This window comes from Anaerococcus groningensis (assembly GCF_046365465.1).
GTDB lineage: Bacteria > Bacillota > Clostridia > Tissierellales > Peptoniphilaceae > Anaerococcus > Anaerococcus groningensis.
The window spans coordinates 25151-45184 of the sequence record NZ_JBGMEG010000004.1 but is presented as its reverse complement, the minus strand read 5'-3'; the positions used below and the strand labels follow the sequence as shown (position 1 = coordinate 45184).

Genomic DNA, 20034 nt, shown 5'->3' with positions numbered 1-20034 from the left:
ATGGATTATTATAAGAAATATAGGATTATAGAAAATACTAGACTTGCCAGTAATGTTAACCACATCATCCACTTTTTTCATAAATTACCTTTAATTGGTAAATATACTGGAGATAAGTATAAAGGTTATGGATTTAAGAAATTTGTTTTTGCCCTAGGACCTATATTTAGTATTATTGGGCAAATTTTTAAAAGCATATTTTCATCTTTTATAGCCTTAGTTTGGGCAGGAGCCTTTTTACGGCTAGTGCAAATGACTTGGAAATTTCCAGAAAATATGTTCACAGAGTTTTTTGAATTGGGAAGATCAAATTTAGCCTTTTTAAGTTTTTATTTGAGTATTTCAATGTTAGCAAATGATGTAGCTGGTAATAAAGCAAAAATCCACGAGTTAAATAGACAATATAGGATGCTTGCTAAAGAAAGTGGTTTGATCCAAGCGGTATTTAATCCTCTTAGGATAGGGATTGGAAGGACTGTTGCCTTTGCCATATTTTTTGGATCTAAAAATAGTTTTTTAATAAGTCTTAGCCTTGCCTTTATAAGAATTATTTCAAATGCCATTACTCTAACTCTTTCACAAAAAAAAGAAAAACTATATGCAGATAAGTGGTGGGTAAATCTAGCTTTATTTATAATACTTTTTGCAATACTTATGAGAGTTAAGGGCTTTGATACAAATATTTTATTGATATTTTTTGTACTTAGTCTTAGCATATCTATTTTTGCTATCAAATATCTTTTAAGATTTGATGACTATGGCAAGTTATTAGAAGTAGCAAGAACAGAAGATCTAGATACAAATTTAGATTTTGAGCAAATTGCCAATGATAGTTTAGCTTTAAAGGATAGTGATGTAGATACTAGTGCAGGTAAAAATTACCATGGTTATAATCTTTTAAATAAATTATTTTTTGCAAGGCACAAGAGATTACTTATAAAGCCCCTTTACAAAAAAGCTGGTATTTTATTTGCTCTGGTACTAGTGGGGCTATTAACCGTTAAATTTGTTTATAAAGATTTTGATAGTAACTTTGGTGTGGCTAATATTATAATCTTTACTTTGCCAATCTTTGCTAGCATCTTATTTAATAGTTCAAATACTAATAGAGCCTTTTTCCTAAACTGTGATAGACCCTTACTCCAATATGGCTTTTATAAGGAAAAAGAAGCTGTCTATGGACTTTATAAGCTAAGGTATAAGTCTTTGCTTAAAATAAATATTTTTTGCCTCCTAGCAGGTCTTGCTTATCTAGCCTTAGCATTTTTTTTATTTGAAAGTTTTGGTCTTAAAAGCCTAGCTATCTGTGGGATATTTATTTTAGTGGCCTACTTATTTTATGTAGCCTATAACCTATCTATATATTATTTATTCCAACCCTTTAACCACGAAGCAGCCCTAGTTGGTCATATATACCAATTTTGGATTTCATTATTAGGTTATTTAAATATACTTTTAATTCCCCTAATTATGGCAAAGGTAGATAAGGACCCTCTATTTGTCCTTGAAATACTAAGTGTCGTCTTATTTCTTTTAATAATAATATTTCATATCCTAGTAAAAGCTATTGGGGAAAAGACCTTTAAAATAAAAAAATAAGACGGCAATAATTGTCGTCTTACTTATTATTCATCCTTAAGATTAAATTTTTTGCGTATCCTAAGCTTTACTATAAAGAATAAAAGTAAAAGGAAAATTATGGCTAGGATAATAATTAGCCCTGTCATATAAGATCTTTTTAGTTCTAGGTATAGGCAGATTGGATAGATAATTGCAAATAAAATAATACCTAAAATGATTGAAAGATTGCCGGCAAATTTGTTGCCGTATTCCCAAGTGTCTTTGTTGTAGCATACTTCCCATAAGTGAAAGCCTACCCTCATTTCTGGGTAACTGCTATGAAAATGTTTAAAAAATATGCCAATATAAATGCTAAATATAAAAAGCATAATATCAGTTGCTATTAGGGGTCCCATATTTCACCTCGTTTTCTTATTTAACTATACTAAGATAAATAGATTATTAAAGATAAATTGTAAAAATGATTTTTAGCTAATATAGTAATATCAGAGGAATTTATGAAAATACTTATAACAAGTGACTGGTATTACCCTGTTGTAAATGGGGTGGTGCGATCAGTCCTAAATTTAAAAGAATATTTAGAAAGCCAGGGACATGAGGTAAGAATTCTAACACTTTCAAACACTATTTCTAGTTATCAAAGCAGGGAAGTGTACTACATAGGATCTTTATCTGCAAAGAAAATCTATCCGCAAGCTCGTATAACAAATATTTTAGCAAAAACCCACCTTAGAAATATTAGAAAATGGGAGCCAGATATTATCCACAGCCAGTGCGAGTTTTCTACTTTTGTGATGGCAAAAACCTTATCAAAAATATTAAATATCCCCCTAGTCCATACCTATCATACTGTCTATGAAGATTACACCCACTATTTTATAAGAAGTAAGAGTGCTGGGATAAAAATTGTAGCGACCTTTAGCAAAAACTTTTCTGACATGTGCGATTATATAATAGCTCCAACAGAAAAAACTGCTAAAATCTTGGAGTCATACAAAATTAAAAGAGAAAAAATTGCAGTTATACCAACAGGAGTTCATATAGCGGACTTATATGAGGAAGACCTACGAAGTGAACTAGACCTACCTAAGGATAAAAAAATATTATTATATCTAGGCCGTTTGGGAGAGGAGAAAAATATCGAAGAGATAATTGACTTTCACCATAGGCTAGCTGATAGCAATATAGAATTATTTATAGTTGGGGGAGGACCACATTATGATAAGCTTGTGGCCTATAATGAAAAAGAAAAAGCAAGTGCCCACTTTGTCGGTATGGTCAATCCGAGTGAAGTGAATAAATATTATCAAGCAGCGGATATTTTTACCACATCATCCACATCAGAAACCCAAGGCCTTACTTATTATGAGGCTCTTTCAAATGGCTTGGTGGCTATTTGCCGAGATGATGATTCCCTAGATGGGGTTTTAAAAAATGGCTTTAATGGTTTTAGATTTAATAATTTTGATGAATTTAAAACCTATATTTATAAGATATTAGACAATCCAGATTATCAAAAACAACTATCGAAAAATGCTAGGGACTATGCCCTAGAAAACTTTTCTGTAGAAAGTTTTGGTAGCAAGTGCGAAGATTTATACACCAAAGCAATAAATGAGTATGCGTATGAAAGTCCTTTTATATTCAAAAGATTATGAAACAGTTAAAGAAAGTGGAGTAGGTAAGGCCATTGATCATCAAATCAAGGCCTTATCTCTTGTAGGGTGCGATTTTACCCTAGATGAGAGAGAAGATTTTGATATTGTCCATATAAATACAGTTTTTCCAAAATCAGTTGCCTTTGCAAATAAGGCAAAAAAAGCTGGTAAAAAAGTAGTCTACCACGGCCACTCCACCAAAGAAGACTTTAAAAACTCCTTTGCCTTTTCAAATCAACTAGCCCCAGCCTTTAAAAAGTGGCTAGAGCATTGCTATAACAAGGGAGATTTAATCCTTACACCGACAGAGTATTCTAAAAAAATTCTAGAAACTTATAAGCTAAAACCCGAAATAGAAGTAGTTTCAAATGGAATTGACCTAGATTTTTGGCAAGAAAAACCCCATGATAGGACAAATTTTTATGAAAAATACGGCTTAGATAAAAATAAAAAGTCAATAATTTCAGTAGGATTGCCCATAAAAAGAAAGGGTATAGATAATTTTATTTATCTAGCAGAAAAAATGCCCGAATACGAATTTGTTTGGTTTGGCAAGTTAAATACTGCAGTTATGCCAGCTGAAATCAAAAAATTAATTGATAAGGCCCCTCAAAATTTACATTTTCCAGGATACATTTCAAGTGAAGATGTAAGAGAAGCCTATAGCGGGTCAGATTTATATGTTTTTTTAACCCGTGAAGAAACTGAGGGCATTGTCCTTTTAGAAGCCCTAGCCACCAAGGCAGATATTTTAATTCGAGACATAGAAATTTTTGAAGATGATTATATTGATGGAGTAAATATTTATAAGGGCAAGACTAATGATGAATTTGAAAACAAAATAAAGGGTATTTTAGAAGGTGATCTGCCTTCTTTAAAAGAAAATGGTTACAAAAAGGCCAGTGAAAAATCGATAATGAATACTGGCAAGCGCCTAGTGAAATGTTATGAAAAGGTAATGAAACTATGAGATCTATTTTAAAATTTTTAGGATTAACAATAATTACAATCCTAATACCAGCCTTATTTATGGGACTTGCTACCCTATTAAACTTTAGCGAAATGGGAGTTATGATTGCGCAAATGTTTGTGATTTTGGTATTTGTCTTTATTTTTACAAATCTTTTAAAATACCAAAGAAAATATGAAGCAGAAACTGAAAATCTTTTAGCTAGTACTAAAGACATTGAAAAACTAAAACTCCTAAGGGAAAAACGCAGGACCTACAAATCAAAGGCTGCCATTACCAGTAAGATTTTAAATCAAGATTACAGTGATGATGAAATAAAAAACCTATTAAAATATGCCACTACAAATGAAGACATGGACCATTATTATGCAGCTCTTATTGACCAAGCAGATAAAAATGATAGACAAATTTTAAGGGAAAAACGTGATAATTTTGAAAATCGCTACGGCAAAAAGAAATTAATCTTTCCGGATTTTGATGGAAATTTAAAAACTGCCTTAAAGTGGATGGTTTTTTTCTTTATAGCAGCTTTTTTATATAATTTTCTCCCAGCTAGGCTAATAAAAAATGATGCAAGTATGGCAGCATTTTTGCTTTTAGGTATGCTTTTTCTAGCTGTAGTAATGGTAAATACCATACTATGGATAGTCCGCACCTTAAAATCTTACTGGATTAAGGATTACTTATAAGACTTGTTTATACAGGTCTTTTTTATTGTCGAAAATTATTGATAGCATAAAATAAAATCAATAAATTGATAAAATCAAATAGAAATATTAAATTTATTAAAATCAACTTTACAAAAATTAAAAACGTAGTATACTATAATCAAAAGGAGGCTAGCAATGATTAATAAATGTCCAAACTGTGGTGATGAGATGATTATCACATCATATAGATGCAATAGCTGTTATACAGAAGTAAGTGGTGAGTTTGAAATAGATAACTTTGCCAGATTAGATAGAGAAGATAAAGAATTTATAGAATTATTTTTACAAAAAAGAGGGTCTATCAAGGATGTAGGAGAAGAAATAGGCATTTCCTATCCAACTGTTAGAAATAGAATAGATAAGTTAGTAGCAAAACTAGGTGGCAAGATTGATAAGAAAGAAAGCCGTCTAGATATCCTTAATATGCTTGATAACGGTGAAATTACAGCTGATCAAGCCCGTGAATTATTGGAGGAATTAAAAGATGAATGATGAAAAACAATTTATTTTAGAAATGCTTAAAGAAGGCAAAATAACCGTTGATGAAGCAAATGACTTATTAAATGCTATCGGCAATAAAAAAAGCCGCAATGACAATGACTTTATGGCAAAAATCAACCAATCTATTGAAAGTGTCATCAAAAAAACAACAGATGCCTTTGAATCAATTTCTAATATCGACTTGGATAATATAGATATTAACCAATACAATATCAAAGGTCAAGTCAACACCCATAGGGAAATGAGAATTGATGATGAAATAAATGCAGTCAATATTGATATACCAAGTGGTAAAGTTTTGATTGAAAGAGCAAGTGATTCTGCTATTACCCTTAAGCAAGATATTTGGGCTAAAAAAGGTGAATTAAATGATTATATCAATGTAGAAATAATCGGAGATAGCTTAAATATTTCTGTTGATGAAGCCTACCAAAATATAGAAGCAACATCAATTATAAATCTTGCCCTAGGCAAAAATATATATGAAAGTTTAAATATCAACCTAGTAAATGGAAACATTGAAATAGAAGATGTAGACTTTAGTGAAAATACAATCGACTCTGTAAATGCTAAAATAAATGTAATCAACTCCCAAGGTAATATCGATATCCAAAATACCAACGGAAAGGTAGATATCAAAAATACCCACGGTGATTTAGTAGTAGATAATGTAAATGGATCAGTATATCTTGCAAACATCAGTGGCGATAGGGCAGAAATTGATGTAGTAAGTGGTAATATCAGAGTGGATGGCCTAGATTCTAAAAATTTAGATGCAGATACTCATTCTGGAAACATCAGGATTTATAACATCAAAGATGCAGAAAAAATCAATCTTAACACAGGTTATGGAAATATAGTAATAGATAGCGAATCATATAAGGGAAATATCAAGGCAGAAGTTTTAAGCCAAAATTTAAACTTAAGTGATAAATACAAAAATAAAATGCAAAAAGAAAAAGGTTACGAAGTTTCTACTAGCCTAGATAATGAAGATATAGAAATCTTTGCAGCAGCAGACTTTGGTAGAATCAACCTTAGATAATAATTTAGTAATTAAAAAAAAGCACCCTAGGGTGCTTTTTATTTTTAAAAATTAACTGTTTTTAACCTCTCTTGGCATCCATTTGTATAATAATGGTACTAAAACAAGGATCATTATTATACCTGGAATACTTTTTGCAAAAGAAGTTCCTATAAAGGTTAGGATATTTATTTGTTCCATATTAAACATATTAAATACTACATAGGCAGCTATACCCGCTACAATTCTACCAATAACCATAGCCCCTAGTATAGGAATAAAAATATTTTTAGGATATTTTTCGTATAAAAATCCAGCAAAAAATCCATAAGCTGCAAGCTCAAATACCATGATTGGTACCATAGGAACCATTGGTGGCATGCCTGTTAAAAGGCTAGATAAGATTGGGGTTAAAACTCCAACTATCAAACCAGAAAGTGGACCTAGGGTTAAAGCTGCTAGAAAAATTGGTACATGCATTGGTAAAAGCACCTGACCTGGTAGGCCTAAAAGGTGAAATATACCTGGGAATATTATTCCTAGGGCCAAAAAGACAGCTGTATATACTAATTTTTTTGTATTCATTTATTAAATTTCTCCTTAATTTTTGCTAACAATTCATCAGCATTTGCACTAGTTAGGGCAAGCTCTTCCATAGGACACCTACCAGTATTGTCCCTATTTCTTATTTCTTTTACCTTAGTCTTATAAATATACTTGATGTTTGTATCATCAAGGATGCTAATAGCATTTTCTGATATAAGATCAGTATAAAATTCTTTTATACCAGCATCTATAAGTAAAAGAGCGGCAGCCTTGCCTATAACTTTATCTGCAACGCTAGCCCCGTTTAGGAGGCTTTTGTCATCATTATATAAATCTAATATAGGCATCAAACCATTTTTATTAGATGTATTTACAACTTTATCTTTCTTAACTACCACTATAGAATAATCATTTTCTAAAAGTGTAGTTTTTGCTAAATCTAAATTATTCATATATTTATTCTAACATAAAAAACTAAGTAAAAGCTAATAAAGAGTTTAACTAAAAATTTTTAAATAAAAAAGCACCCTAGGGTGCTTACTAGTTATACATAAATAAACAGCCAACTGGGTGGGTTGACTGTTCAAGGCTCTCACTGATGGTTTGCAAAGTTTATGCTAAGAAGAGTTTTGTGAGAGAAGTACAAAAGTTTGAGGGTTAGGACTTTTGTACTAGCAGGTAAACAGTTGACACAAATTTATATTATTAAGGAAGAGTACGCATATTGCGATGAAAATTAATCTGTCAGCTAAAACTGTTTCCTTGCTTTATATATTAAGGCATGATTGTTTAGTTATTATAAGGGAATTGTAAAATTGATGTTAAATTTTATGAGTTTTTATAAATTATTTTAATTATTTATAAATCATATACCGAAAATTTTCATAAAATTAATTATACAAACTTTAAAAATCTGCTATAATAAACCTAGAAAATTAAGGGGAAGATATGGGTTTTGCTTTATTTACACTTAGCCAGCTAAGTTTATTTTTAATCAACAATTTTATAAAATTTAAGGATAATAAAAGTAAAAATCTAGCTGCAGGGCTTATGTTTTTTATTATGTTTGCCTTTGCAGCCTTTCGTGGATCAGGGGATGCTGATTATTATAATTATCTGTGGTTTGCTAAAGATATTGGTACAGATTTTACAAAAGTTTTGAACTTTTCATATCCGGTGGAATTTGCTTTTAGGTTATTTTCATATATTATAAATATTTTTGGCCTATCAAGGCAGTGGATAATAGTTATTATGAATGCCTTATCCATCATACCCGTAACCTATATTAGTATTAAAAAAAGTGAAAATCCTTTTTTATCTGCCCTTATATTTTTGCCAATATTTATCCAGTTTGATATGCAAACGGCAAGGACGGCAACGGCAGTGGGCCTAGGTCTTATAGCAATAGATAGCTTTAGTGAAAAAAAGTTTTTTAAAAGCCTTTTGTTTTTTATTTTTGCCATGACCTTTCATAGGGCAAGTGTGATACTTTTGCCATTTTTAGTTTTTATGGTCTTTGATATGGGTAGGATTTTTAAAATTTTAACTGCGGGAGCTGCCTTAGTAGCATCAGTTTTTTCAAGCCTGATGTTTAGAATCCTTGCCCAAATATTATCAGCTATAGGGCTTGGGCGTATGGCAACTAAGGTTTTAAATTATACCTTTACTGGCCAATTTGCAGGAGCTATGAAGTTTTATGATCCTAGAATAATATTTGCCCTAGCTTTATTTATAACCAGCCTTATGTATTTTAAGAAAAAAGAATTTGATAAATTTTCTATTGAAGAAGCCAGTATCAAGGCTATATGGTTTAGCCTAGTAGTGCTTTTAGTTTTTAGATCTTCTACAGCTATAGCCTTTAGATTTTCAACGTTTTTTACAATTTTAGAAATTATTTACATACCGTTAGTGTTAGATAAGATAAAAAATATTGATAAGCTAGGTGGTTTTTTAATAGGCCTTTCGGTTGTAGTTTTTCTATTGCCCTATGCCATATTTTTGATGGCCAAGGCCCCTAGCTATGACTTTTTCTTTACAAATTTAAATGCCATTCATTCATTAAAATAGGAGATTTTATGTTAACAACACAACAAATTAGACAAGCAGCAAAAAGAAATAGGTGGCTAATAATCTTGCCAGCTCTTTTGCTTGGCTTTTTAGCTTTTTTAACCCAAAATGTTTTGCCGGGTAACTATGAAGCCGAAGCTGTACTTATTGTAACCAGCAACGATGATGAGCCTATTACCTACAATAAATTAATTTTAAATGAAAAATTAGCCAATGTTTACTCAGAGTTTTTAGAATCTGAAGACCTATTTGAAACTGTAAGTGAGAAAATAGATTCAGACTGGGATAGTAAGACAGTTGCTAAAAACTTTGCCTATGAGGTAAATCCACAAGGTGGGGTGATTAGCCTAACTTACAAAGATTCTAATGAAGATCGTGCTGGGGATACTTTAAAATTTATTGCAGAAGAATTTAGATCCTATGCTCGTAACTACCTTCATATGGAGAATATAGATTATTTGCAAAATGTAGTTGTAAGCAAAGCTTCTAAAGTGCGCGGGATAATTTTTGCCATCCTTGGCCTAATAGTAGGGGCTTTATTAGGAATGTTATTTACTATCCTAAAAGAACTTTTATCAGATAGGATTCAAGGTGCGGATGATGTACGTGAGCTAGGTTATGAAGTCTTAGCAGATCTTAGCGAAGATAAGCAAGCAGAACTTACTAAAGTTAAGAGAAAAATAAAAATGGATAGCCCAGATGCAATCATCGGATTAAATAATTTAGGAGCTAATAATATAAAAGAAAATATATCTAGGGATCTTGCAAATTTACTAGTAGGAGTTAGTTTAAACATCCAAGATGAGATGGATATTGCTAAAGAGCTTAAGGGTTTAAAAGAAAAATACCCATATGTATTGGTAGATGAAAGAGATTTGACCAGTCCTTTGGCTATAGAACTTGCCGACTATGAAGACTATAAAATCCTTTTGGTAGGTAAAAATACTCTTAAAAAAGACTTAGAAAATGAAATTAATGAACTAGCAAGGCTAGGAATAAAAGTTTTAGGGGTGATTTATTATCGATAAAGTTTTACTAATAATTTGCCTTTTAGGTTTAACTTCTTGCAATAATAAGCAAGCATATAAGGCCCAAGATATAGAAATATACCAAAACCAAAAGCAAGATAAAACTGATTTCAGTCCTCAAATAGGAGGACTTTATGAACTAAAATCTGATGCAAAAATTTATTCTAATCTTGATGAAAAAAGTGATTTTGACACTTTAGAAACTGGTTCTACCGTAAAAATAATGGGAGAAAGTGAAGATGGTTTTGTAAGGGTTGAGTATAATGGAGATACGTTTTATATAAAAACTGCATATTTAAAAGAAGTATAGGGCCTCTAGCCCTTTTTTCTTTGCAAAAATTTATTTATGTAATATAATAAATATGCACTAGGGGTGCCGTTTGGCTGAGAATATACCCTTAACCTGGTCAAGGTAATGCTTGCGGAGGAAAGTGTCTAAACCTCTTTAAGTATGTGCAACAGGAGGTATTTTTTTATGCAAAATAATCAGACAAGATCAACTTGGACAACCAAGATGCTTGTGGAAGGCGCATTAGCGATCGCCCTATCATTTGTTCTAGCAAGATTTAGACTTTTTCAAATGCCACAAGGTGGAGAGATCACACCTGGACAAATGATTCCACTAATTATATTTTCACTTAGATACGGAGCTGGTAAAGGATTTTTAATAGGTGCAGTATACGGCATCATCGATATGCTCTTTGGAGGATATGTAATCCACCCAATCCAAGCTATCCTAGATTACCCAATGCCATATGGGCTAATTGGTCTATCAGGACTTTATTCACAAGAGTTTAAAAGAACTCACGAATTTGGACCGATCTTAAAAGGAACACTTATTGCAATTCTTGCAAGATTTGTAACCCACGTATTATCAGGTGTAGTATTCTTCTCATCATACGCTCCAGAAGGACAAGGGGCGCTAGCTTATTCATTAGTTTATAATGCATCATACCTAGCAGTAGAATACGCCATTGCCCTAGTAATACTTTTCTTATTAAAGAATTTCTTAACAAGAGATTTGCCAAAATTATAAGTGAATAAGCTATTTAGCAACCCTTAGGGGTTGTTTTTCTATGCCTAAAATTAGTATTTAAAAAAATTTAAAATAATCCTTGCAAAATAAAATGTAGGTGATATAATATTATTGTACTAAGATAGTAATACAATAATACAGATTACGGAGGAGCAGATGGAATTTGATGCATCAAGACCGATTTATCTGCAACTTCTAGAAGAATTTAAGCTAAAAATATCAACTGGCCAGTGGGAGCCTGGGGCAAAGATAGATTCGGTAAGGAATCTGGCTAGCCTATATGAGGTAAATCCAAATACCGTGCAAAAGGCATTAGTAGAGCTAGAAAGAGTTGGACTTACAGAAACTAGAAGAACAGCAGGTAGATTTGTTACAGATGATAAAAACTTAATTTCAAAACTAGAAGATAATTCCTTTTATAAAATCGCAGATGATTTTATAAGTGGAGCAGAAAGCTTAAATTTAGAAAAAGAAGAAGCGATTAACCAATTAAGAATATATTGGGAGGAGAAAAATGATTGAGATAAAAAATTTGACTAAGGTTTATAATGGTAAAGCCGCCCTTGATAATGTAAATTTAAATATAAGTGATGGGCAAATAGTAGGACTCGTTGGAGAAAATGGATCTGGTAAGACTACCTTGCTAAGAATACTAGCAGGGCTTGAGAGAAATTATATGGGAGATGTTAAAATAAATTCACATATTCCAGGTGGTCATACAAACAATATTGTTTCTTACCAACCAGACCACTTACCCCTAGATAAAAATATGAAAATTGATGAGGTGGTGAATTTATATAAAAAATTTTATAAAGATTTTGATAGTAAAAAGTTTTATGACTTACTAAAAGGTTTTGACATTTCAAGTCAGCTAAAGCTTGGCGAATGCTCAAAGGGTATGCGTGAAAAGATTCAAATTTCACTAACCCTTAGTAGAAAAGCAAAAGTTTATCTTTTAGATGAACCAATTAGTGGTATTGATCCAAAGTCAAGGAAAATGGTAATTAATACAATTATAGAAAACTTTGATTATAATGGAATACTTTTGATTTCTACTCACCTTATTTCTGAAATTGAGAAAGTGCTTGATAGAGCGATTTTTATAAAAAATGGCCAGGTTATAGTAGATGAAACAGTAGATGACATAAGACTTAACCATAAAATGGGTGTAGAAGATTATTTTGCGGAGGTTATTTAATGGGAAAATTAATTGGACAAATATTTAAAGAAGACTTTAAGTCTATCATACTATGGCTATTCGTACCCCTTGCTTCAGCATTAATATTTATGCAGCTTTTATCTGTTTTTCAAGGCAGCCCAATTTTATCGCTGGCTATGGGATTTTCAATGACCCTACTTATAATAGGACCGGTTCTTTCACTAGCTATAGCTGCCAAAAACGATAAGGAGAGATTTTACGGCAATAGCGCTGGATTTTACTCAGCTTTACCAATATCATCATCAGCTATAACAGGTGCTAGACTAATTAATTATATATTGCAAGGTATATTGATAGTGTTATCAGCCTTTATAAATTTAATTATCTTAAATATTTCTAATGCTCCTGGGCTAACTTTATCTGAGATATTTAGAAGCATTGGTGATGGAATTAATCAGATTGGGGCTGGTAACTTTGCTATGATACTTCTAAACCTATTTATGTTTGGAGTATTTATAGTAAGCACAATAATGCTTGCAAATACTGCTGGATCATCTAGCTTATTTGGCAAAAAATCAAAATATGCACCTATTATCATATTCTTAGTTTTATTTTTTGGTATAGGGATGATAGGAGCTAGGGTACAATCTTCAGCACTAGGTGATTATATATATAATAGTTTTGATGTTGCAAATACAAGTGTTAGTGTAGAATATAATTCATCAGCTAGACTTATGTTAGTTCCCCTTATATCAAATATACTGATATCTTTAGGTTTTTATGGACTATCTTACTACTTCCATGATAAGAAACTATCAGTTGATTAATTAAGGTAAAGAGGCTTTAAATAGCCTCTTTTTATTTACAAAAATTTAAGAAAGTGTATATTTTTCATAAGCAAAGTAGATAAAGGAGATGCTATGAAAGATGCCCTTTTTGTCTATAATCCAAACAGTGGGCAAAAGATAATAAATGACTACCTGCCGTGGATAATAGATTACCTTAGTGAGAGAGAATATTTAACAAGCGTTTATGCTACTCAAAGTCGCGGGGATGCTCGTTACATAGTAGAAAAAATGGGCCACCGTTTTGATGAAATATTTGTAAGTGGTGGGGATGGAACCCTTGATGAAGTGATATCTGCAGTTTGTAAGGCAAATATCGACCCTCTTATTGGTTATATACCAACAGGATCCACCAATGATTTTTCAAGGTCTTTAAATATTCCCCAAGATGTAGAAAAAGCTACAAAAGTCGCTAACCGTGGCTATCAAAAACATATAGATATAGGTAGGCTTGATGAAAAATATTTTGTCTATGTTGCAGCCTGTGGAACTATAGCAGAAGTTTCTTATAGCACAGGCCAAGATGTTAAAAATATTTTTGGGCGTTCTGCCTATATTTTTGAAGGATTAAAGCAAACTTTACCCCTAGTTAACATCCCTACATATAAAATGGAAGTTGAGGTTGATGGGGAAATTATTGGTGGAGAATTTATCCACTTTATGGTAACCAATTCTGTTTCTGTGGGAGGTTTTGTAGGCATTACTGGAGAAAATGTAGGTCTTTCTGATGGTATATTTGAGTTAACCATGGTAAAACGCCCTCAGTCTTTGGCAGATATTAACAAAATAATATTTGGTATAACAAATAGAAAAGAAAATGATATGCTTATTTTACGCCAAGGCAGAGAATTTGTGGTAAAAACTGACCAAAAAGTAGCCTGGTCCCTAGATGGTGAGTACGGGGGCTCGACAACCCTTGCTGATATCAAAGTTTTAAAAGAAAAAATAAAAATGCGAACAGGTTTAAGGGATAAAATTTAAAAAATAAAGCCAAATTTTAATAATATTTACTAAAATGTTCAAATTTGATATAATAACTGTGAGAACCTAGGAGGTATAAATGTTTGAAATCGGCGATAAAATCGTATACCCTAACCATGGGGCGGGTACTATTGATTCTATTGAAAAAAAGGAATTTTTAGGGGAGAAAAAAGATTATTATATCCTAAAAATGCCAATTGGTTCTATGGATATTTCTATTCCAATGTCAAATATTGACAAGATGAATATAAGAGATGTTATCAGTAAAGATGAGGGAAATCAGGTAATAAAAATCCTTGACCAAGAACCTACTGAGATGTCTAGCAACTGGAATGTGAGATATAGAGAAAATCAAGAAATTATTAAAACAGGCGACATATTCGAAATTGCAAAGATGGTAAGAAATCTTTCTATTTTGGATAAGGAAAAGGGTTTATCAACCACAGAAAAGAAATTGTTAAACAGAGCAAGAAGAATCATGGCTAGTGAGCTAGTTATGGCAGGTTCTCTCGATAAAGATGAAGCTGAGGAAATGATAGATGAGTCTATAGGACTTTAAAAATCAAGGAGTGTTGATGAAAAGAATTTTTGAAATTCTTATAACACTAATTGGGGTAGTGCTTGGCATAGTAATTTTAAATGTAGTCAATGCCGCAAGTTCATTTGTTGAAACTAGCGGCATTATATTTATCATTGCTAATGCTATTGCAGGCCTTATTGGTGGTATAGTATTTTATTTGATATTTGCATCCTTTGCAGATAGATTTATGGCCAGTATATCAAAAATCGAAGGCCAAATGACAGCCATACCGGCTAGTAAATTAATTGTTGGAACAGTTGGAATAATACTTGGTATTTTAATTGCAACTTTAATCTCAGGACCTTTAACCAGCTTACATTTACCTTATGTGGGCAATTCAATTTTTGTGCTATTATCTATTTTATTATATCTTGGTTTAGGTTTTTTAGGTTGGAGAGTGGCAACTAAAAATAGTGATGATTTTGTAAATCTGTTTAAACCCAACAAAGAAGGCAAAGATCTAAAACCTACTTTAAGACTTGATAGGAGCAAAAATCCTGCAAGTCCTAAAATCCTAGATACATCGGTAATAATTGATGGCAGGATAGTAGATATTATAGAAACTGATTTTATAGAAGGTGAGCTGATTATTTCAGAATTTGTCTTAGAAGAGCTCCAACATATAGCAGATAGTCCAGATGATTTAAAACGTGAGCGTGGACGTCGTGGACTAGATATAGTAAGTGAGATTAAAAAATCTGATAAGATAAATCTAAAAATCACCGATCAAGATTATCCAAATATCAAAGAAGTTGATAGCAAGTTATTAAAACTTGCCCTAGATATGGGTGGCAAAGTTTTTACAAATGATTATAACCTAAATAAGGTTGCAGATGTCCAAGGTATCCCAGTTTTAAATATAAATGACCTTGTCAATGCCTTAAAACCTGTAGTAATTCCGGGTGAACACATGAGAATAGATGTAATAAAAGAGGGTAAGGGCAAAAATCAAGGTGTAGGATATCTTGACGATGGTACAATGGTAGTAGTGGAAGATGGAGATAAATTTATCGACCAAACAATAAATGCTGTTGTAACCAGTGTTTTACAAACTTCTGCAGGACGTATGATATTTGTAAGAAGTGAAGAGGAATAAATGTTTGATGGCAAATTTTTATCAGCTATAATCACATCAGCAGGCTCAGGCAGGCGTATGAATAGCGATATTAACAAACCTTTTTTAAATATCGATGATAAAAAGATAATCGAGCGTACTTTAGAAACCGTAACCAGTATAGAAGAATTTGATGAAATTATCCTAGTAATTAGAAAAGAAGATGAGGATATAATAAGGTCTATCTTAAAAAATCCTAATTTTTCTAAAAAAGTGAGATACGTTTTTGGTAGCAGCACCAGAGAGCTATCGACATTTGAAGGCCTAAAAGCCTTAAATAAAAAGTCACAATTGGTCTTAACCCACGATGGGGTAAGACCTTTTGCAAGTAGAAAGCTCTTTTATAAAACATTAGAAGAACTTAAAAATTACAAGGCAGTAATAACTGCTACAAAAACAAAGGATACTGTAAAAATTTTAGATGATAATATGGTTGTAGACTTTACACCAAATAGGGCCTTTGTATATAATGTCCAAACTCCTCAGGCCTTTGATAAAGCTACACTTTTTACTATGTATGAAAAATATATAAGTAGTGAATTTAAAATAACTGATGATAGTCAATTATTTGAGTTTTTTGATAGGCAAACCCCTGTAAAAGTGGTTGAAGGAGATTATTCAAATATAAAAATTACAACCAATGAGGATATTCTCTTTGCCAGAGCCTATATAAAAAGCAAGGAAGAAAATGAGGAAAATAAATGAAAATAGGTATAGGCTATGATGTCCATAGACTAGTAGAAAATAGGGATTTAATCCTAGGTGGAATTAAATTTGACTATGAAAAAGGACTTTTAGGCCATTCTGATGCTGATGTTTTAACCCATGCAGTGATGGATGCGATTTTAGGAGCCCTAGCTATAGCTGATATTGGAAAGTTATTTCCAGATACCGATCCAAAGTATAAGGGCATTTCTTCCATAAAACTACTTGACCATGTGGTAGGTCTTATGGAAGAAAATGGCTATAAAATAGGCAATCTTGATACAGTTATCATCTGTGAAATGCCAAAAATAAATCCAAAAAGAGATGAAATTAAAAATTTATTAGCAGAGCATTTAAAAACTAATCCAGCAAATGTTTCAATCAAGGCATCAACCAGCGAAGGCCTTGGTTTTACTGGGGAAGGTTTAGGAATAGAAGCTCGTGCTGTTGTAATATTAGAGGAGAGAAATAATGCGTAAATTTATAACAAGTGAGTCAGTAACAGAAGGCCACCCAGATAAGGTATGTGATAGGATTTCTGATGCTATTTTAGATGAATGTTTAAAACAAGATAAAAACTCTAGGGTAGCATGTGAAACAGTAACATCAACAGGTTTAGTTTTAGTTGTTGGTGAAATTTCTACAACTGCCTATGCCCCAGTTGAGCAAATAGTTCGTCAAACTATCAAAGAAATAGGTTATGAAGATCCAAATGTTGGTTTTGATTATTCAAATGTAGCTGTCCTTACATCTCTTATTGAGCAATCACCAGACATTGCCCAAGGGGTAAATAGCGCCCAAGAGTTTAAATCAACAAACGATAAATACGATCAAATAGGTGCAGGAGACCAAGGTATTATTTTTGGTTATGCTGATAATGAAACAGAAGAATATTTACCAGTTTCTATCAACTACGCCCACAAACTTGCCCAAAGACTTACAGAAGTAAGAAAAAATAAGGTCTTAGGCTACCTAAGACCAGATGGTAAAACTCAAGTGACTGTAGAATATGATGATGATAAATTAGTACGTATTGATAATATCGTAATTTCTGCCCAACACACAGAAGAAGTTAGCCTTGATAAAATCAGAGAAGATATCATAAATGAAGTAATAAATAAAGTAATAGACCCATCTTTAATAGATGAAAATACAAGAATTTATGTAAACCCAACTGGTAAATTTGTAATAGGTGGTCCAAAAGGGGATAGTGGGCTAACTGGTAGAAAAATAATTGTAGATACCTACGGTGGTTATTCAAAATCAGGTGGGGGAGCATTTTCTGGTAAAGATCCAACAAAAGTAGATAGGTCAGCAGCTTATATGGCAAGATACGCAGCTAAAAATATGGTTGCAGCTGGCCTTGCTGATAGACTTGAAATTGGTATTTCCTATGCAATTGGTGTGGCTCACCCACTTTCAATATATGTAGATAGTTTTGGTACAGGAAAATACGATGATGAAAGACTACTAGAAATTGTTGAAGAAAACTTTGATTTTAGACCACAAGCTATTATCGATAACCTAGACTTACTAAGACCAATTTATAAAAACACATCAAGCTATGGTCACTTTGGTAGAACAAATCCAGACTTTACTTGGGAAGCGCTTGATAAGGTAGATAAGCTTAAAAAATATTAGGAGAAAAAATGGCAAGGATTAGAAGAAGTGTAGCTATAGACCTAGGTACAGCCAAAGTCTTAGTTTTTGTAAATAACAAGGGAGTAGTCCTTAGTGAGCCATCAGTAATTGCCGTTGATGTCTTAAAAGATGAAATACTTGCTGTAGGATCTGAAGCAAAAAAACTTGTAGGTAGGACTCCTGGGAATGTAAAAGCAGTAATGCCTCTAAAAGATGGGGTCATAGCAGACTTTCCCTCTACCGAACGTATGCTAAAATATTTTTTAAATAAATCTATTAATAAAGCCTTATTAAAACCAGACTTACTAATTTGTGTGCCAAGTAGGGCAACCCAAGTAGAAAAAAGAGCAGTTTTACAGGCTAGCGAAAATGCTGGTGCCCACAGAACATATTTAATCGAAGAACCATTAGCTGCTGCCATAGGTGCTGGAGTTGATATAACAGATGCCGGTGGAGAATTAATTATAGATATAGGTGGAGGCACTACTGATATTGCAGTCATTTCTATGGGACAAATCATAGCAAGCACATCAGTGCCAATAGCAGGCCTTAGCTTTGATAAAGCAATCAAGGACTATATTAGGAAAAGATATGGTCTACTACTTGGAGATAATAAGGCAGAAGAGATAAAAATTGCAGCAGGAAATAAAGAGCTTGATGGTTCTATTGAAGTTATAGGACGAGAAATCTCAACAGGTCTTCCTCAAAAAGTTTTTGTACCAGTTGGTGAAATAGAGCTTGCAATCAAGCCATATGTTGATTTAATTGTGGATGGGGTAAAAAAAGTATTAGAGGTAACTCCTCCAGAGCTTGCTGCAGATATTTACGAAAAACAAATGATACTTACAGGTGGAGGTGCCTATACCCTAGGCCTACGCCAAAGATTATCAGAAAAATTTCAAATAGATGTAAATATTGCAGAAAATGCAGACCAATGTGTAGTGATAGGTACAGGTCGAGCGCTAACTTGGCTTGATGAAATAGATCAAAACACAGATGACTCTGTAAAAGCTAAACAGAAAGAGTTAGAAACTAGTGAAAAACTAAGGAGAAGATAATGACAAAAACTTTAGTAATGGTTAGACACGGCCAAAGTGAATGGAACCTTGCAAACAAATTCACAGGCTGGGTAGACGTTGACCTATCAGACCAAGGTATAGAAGAGGCTATAGAAGCTGGTAAAAAAATAAAAGAAGCAGGCATAGTTTTTGACCATGCTCACACATCAATTTTAAAAAGAGCTATCAAAACTTGTAACTATGTCCTAGAATATTCTGAACAATTATTTGTACCCGTAGAAAAATCATGGAGACTAAATGAACGTCACTATGGAGCCTTACAAGGTTTAAATAAAGCAGAAACTGCAGAAAAATATGGTGATGAGCAAGTCCACATTTGGAGAAGATCATACGATACTCTTCCTCCAACCCTATCAGAAGAAGCTCAAGAAAAACAATTAAACATGAGACAGTTTAAAAATCTACCAAAAGATGTAATTCCAGTAGCAGAAAATTTAAAAATTACTCTAGAAAGAGCTCTTCCATATTTCTTTGATAACATTGCACCGCAATTATTAAAAGATGAGACAGTTTTAGTAGCAGCTCATGGTAACAGCCTAAGAGCACTTGCTAAACACATCGAAGATATCTCTGATGAGGATATCATGGACTTAGAAATTCCTACAGGTCAACCATTAGTTTATGAATTAGATGATGACTTAAAAATGGTTAAAAAATACTATTTATAAAATAAATTAGGGAACTTGTCATAAGGCAAGTTCTTTTTCGTTGACAAAGTTCAATAATATTTGTGGTTTATATAAGTAAAAAGTAAATTTATATAAAAATATCTTTACTTTTTCCTGGTAAAAGGCTATAATATAAGCAAG

General features: G+C 32.5%; 23 protein-coding genes and 1 riboswitch. Of the genes, 20 read left to right on the top strand and 3 right to left on the bottom strand.

The genetic code is table 11. The annotated features are described in order from the left end of the window. Window positions 1–1599 (top strand): hypothetical protein, encoded by a 1599-nt coding sequence (locus AB9Q04_RS03380; RefSeq protein ID WP_410023970.1) that lies wholly within the window; start codon window positions 1–3, stop codon window positions 1597–1599. A gap of 26 nt (window positions 1600–1625) precedes the next feature. Here AB9Q04_RS03380 and AB9Q04_RS03375 read toward each other — a convergent pair whose 3' ends face one another. Beyond that, on the bottom strand, window positions 1626–1976 hold the full coding sequence (locus AB9Q04_RS03375; protein ID WP_410023969.1) for an SdpI family protein: 351 nt from the start codon (window positions 1974–1976) through the stop codon (window positions 1626–1628). A gap of 102 nt (window positions 1977–2078) precedes the next feature. Here AB9Q04_RS03375 and AB9Q04_RS03370 point away from each other — a divergent pair, with 102 nt between their 5' ends. From AB9Q04_RS03370 to AB9Q04_RS03350, 5 genes are all read left to right on the top strand, one after another. Continuing rightward, window positions 2079–3239: a glycosyltransferase gene (locus tag AB9Q04_RS03370; protein ID WP_410023968.1), complete on the top strand. Its 1161-nt coding sequence runs from the start codon at window positions 2079–2081 to the stop codon at window positions 3237–3239. Then, window positions 3208–4209 (top strand): LTA glycolipid anchor biosynthesis glycosyltransferase, IagA/BgsA family, encoded by a 1002-nt coding sequence (locus AB9Q04_RS03365; RefSeq protein ID WP_410023967.1) that lies wholly within the window; start codon window positions 3208–3210, stop codon window positions 4207–4209. The genes AB9Q04_RS03370 and AB9Q04_RS03365 overlap by 32 nt, the downstream gene beginning before the upstream one ends. Next, window positions 4206–4898, top strand: coding sequence for a hypothetical protein (locus tag AB9Q04_RS03360; RefSeq protein WP_410023966.1), 693 nt, complete (start codon window positions 4206–4208; stop codon window positions 4896–4898). Before AB9Q04_RS03365 ends, AB9Q04_RS03360 begins: the two co-directional genes overlap by 4 nt. 156 nt (window positions 4899–5054) lie before the next feature. Further along, window positions 5055–5411 (top strand): DUF2089 domain-containing protein, encoded by a 357-nt coding sequence (locus tag AB9Q04_RS03355; protein ID WP_410023965.1) that lies wholly within the window; start codon window positions 5055–5057, stop codon window positions 5409–5411. Then, on the top strand, window positions 5404–6465 hold the full coding sequence (locus AB9Q04_RS03350; RefSeq protein ID WP_410023964.1) for a DUF4097 family beta strand repeat-containing protein: 1062 nt from the start codon (window positions 5404–5406) through the stop codon (window positions 6463–6465). Before AB9Q04_RS03355 ends, AB9Q04_RS03350 begins: the two co-directional genes overlap by 8 nt. Window positions 6466–6516: 51 nt before the next feature. On the opposite strand, the gene AB9Q04_RS03345 is transcribed toward AB9Q04_RS03350, so the two are convergent. Together AB9Q04_RS03345 and AB9Q04_RS03340 are read right to left on the bottom strand one after the other, a co-directional pair. Further along, entirely contained in the window at window positions 6517–7029 is a 513-nt protein-coding gene (locus AB9Q04_RS03345; protein ID WP_410023963.1) for an ECF transporter S component, read from the bottom strand. Then, window positions 7026–7442, bottom strand: a complete 417-nt coding sequence (locus tag AB9Q04_RS03340) for a DUF1893 domain-containing protein (protein ID WP_410023962.1) — start codon at window positions 7440–7442, stop codon at window positions 7026–7028. The genes AB9Q04_RS03345 and AB9Q04_RS03340 overlap by 4 nt, the downstream gene beginning before the upstream one ends. A 496-nt stretch (window positions 7443–7938) precedes the next feature. Between AB9Q04_RS03340 and AB9Q04_RS03335 the strand changes: the two genes are divergently transcribed. The 14 genes from AB9Q04_RS03335 to gpmA all read left to right on the top strand — a co-directional run bounded on the left by AB9Q04_RS03335 (window position 7939) and on the right by gpmA (window position 19893). Next, complete coding sequence (locus AB9Q04_RS03335; RefSeq protein ID WP_410023961.1) at window positions 7939–9057, top strand: EpsG family protein; 1119 nt, start codon at window positions 7939–7941, stop codon at window positions 9055–9057. Window positions 9058–9065: 8 nt separating this feature from the next. Next, window positions 9066–10085 (top strand): YveK family protein, encoded by a 1020-nt coding sequence (locus AB9Q04_RS03330; protein ID WP_410023960.1) that lies wholly within the window; start codon window positions 9066–9068, stop codon window positions 10083–10085. A gap of 359 nt (window positions 10086–10444) precedes the next feature. Further along, a riboswitch (TPP riboswitch) is annotated at window positions 10445–10532 on the top strand. 28 nt (window positions 10533–10560) lie between these two features. Beyond that, on the top strand, window positions 10561–11121 hold the full coding sequence (gene thiT, locus AB9Q04_RS03325; protein WP_410023959.1) for an energy-coupled thiamine transporter ThiT: 561 nt from the start codon (window positions 10561–10563) through the stop codon (window positions 11119–11121). A 156-nt stretch (window positions 11122–11277) separates the two neighbouring features. After that, on the top strand, window positions 11278–11643 hold the full coding sequence (locus AB9Q04_RS03320) for a GntR family transcriptional regulator (RefSeq protein ID WP_410023958.1): 366 nt from the start codon (window positions 11278–11280) through the stop codon (window positions 11641–11643). Further along, window positions 11636–12319 (top strand): ABC transporter ATP-binding protein, encoded by a 684-nt coding sequence (locus AB9Q04_RS03315; protein ID WP_410023957.1) that lies wholly within the window; start codon window positions 11636–11638, stop codon window positions 12317–12319. The genes AB9Q04_RS03320 and AB9Q04_RS03315 overlap by 8 nt, the downstream gene beginning before the upstream one ends. After that, on the top strand, window positions 12319–13107 hold the full coding sequence (locus AB9Q04_RS03310; protein ID WP_410023956.1) for a hypothetical protein: 789 nt from the start codon (window positions 12319–12321) through the stop codon (window positions 13105–13107). Before AB9Q04_RS03315 ends, AB9Q04_RS03310 begins: the two co-directional genes overlap by 1 nt. A gap of 93 nt (window positions 13108–13200) precedes the next feature. After that, window positions 13201–14106 (top strand): diacylglycerol/lipid kinase family protein, encoded by a 906-nt coding sequence (locus tag AB9Q04_RS03305; RefSeq protein ID WP_410023955.1) that lies wholly within the window; start codon window positions 13201–13203, stop codon window positions 14104–14106. 79 nt (window positions 14107–14185) lie between these two features. Further along, on the top strand, window positions 14186–14665 hold the full coding sequence (locus AB9Q04_RS03300) for a CarD family transcriptional regulator (protein ID WP_410023954.1): 480 nt from the start codon (window positions 14186–14188) through the stop codon (window positions 14663–14665). Window positions 14666–14681: 16 nt separating this feature from the next. After that, window positions 14682–15782 (top strand): PIN/TRAM domain-containing protein, encoded by a 1101-nt coding sequence (locus AB9Q04_RS03295; protein ID WP_410023953.1) that lies wholly within the window; start codon window positions 14682–14684, stop codon window positions 15780–15782. Further along, a complete protein-coding gene (ispD, locus tag AB9Q04_RS03290) occupies window positions 15783–16505 on the top strand; it encodes a 2-C-methyl-D-erythritol 4-phosphate cytidylyltransferase (protein ID WP_410023952.1) in 723 nt (240 codons plus the stop codon). It begins immediately after the preceding gene. Beyond that, entirely contained in the window at window positions 16502–16984 is a 483-nt protein-coding gene (ispF, locus tag AB9Q04_RS03285) for a 2-C-methyl-D-erythritol 2,4-cyclodiphosphate synthase (RefSeq protein WP_410023951.1), read from the top strand. The genes ispD and ispF overlap by 4 nt, the downstream gene beginning before the upstream one ends. Then, window positions 16977–18146 (top strand): methionine adenosyltransferase, encoded by a 1170-nt coding sequence (gene metK, locus AB9Q04_RS03280; RefSeq protein WP_410023950.1) that lies wholly within the window; start codon window positions 16977–16979, stop codon window positions 18144–18146. The genes ispF and metK overlap by 8 nt, the downstream gene beginning before the upstream one ends. A gap of 8 nt (window positions 18147–18154) precedes the next feature. Beyond that, window positions 18155–19204, top strand: coding sequence for a rod shape-determining protein (mreB, locus tag AB9Q04_RS03275; RefSeq protein ID WP_410023949.1), 1050 nt, complete (start codon window positions 18155–18157; stop codon window positions 19202–19204). Further along, on the top strand, window positions 19204–19893 hold the full coding sequence (gene gpmA, locus AB9Q04_RS03270; RefSeq protein ID WP_410023948.1) for a 2,3-diphosphoglycerate-dependent phosphoglycerate mutase: 690 nt from the start codon (window positions 19204–19206) through the stop codon (window positions 19891–19893). The genes mreB and gpmA overlap by 1 nt, the downstream gene beginning before the upstream one ends. The last annotated feature ends 141 nt before the right edge of the window (window positions 19894–20034 follow it).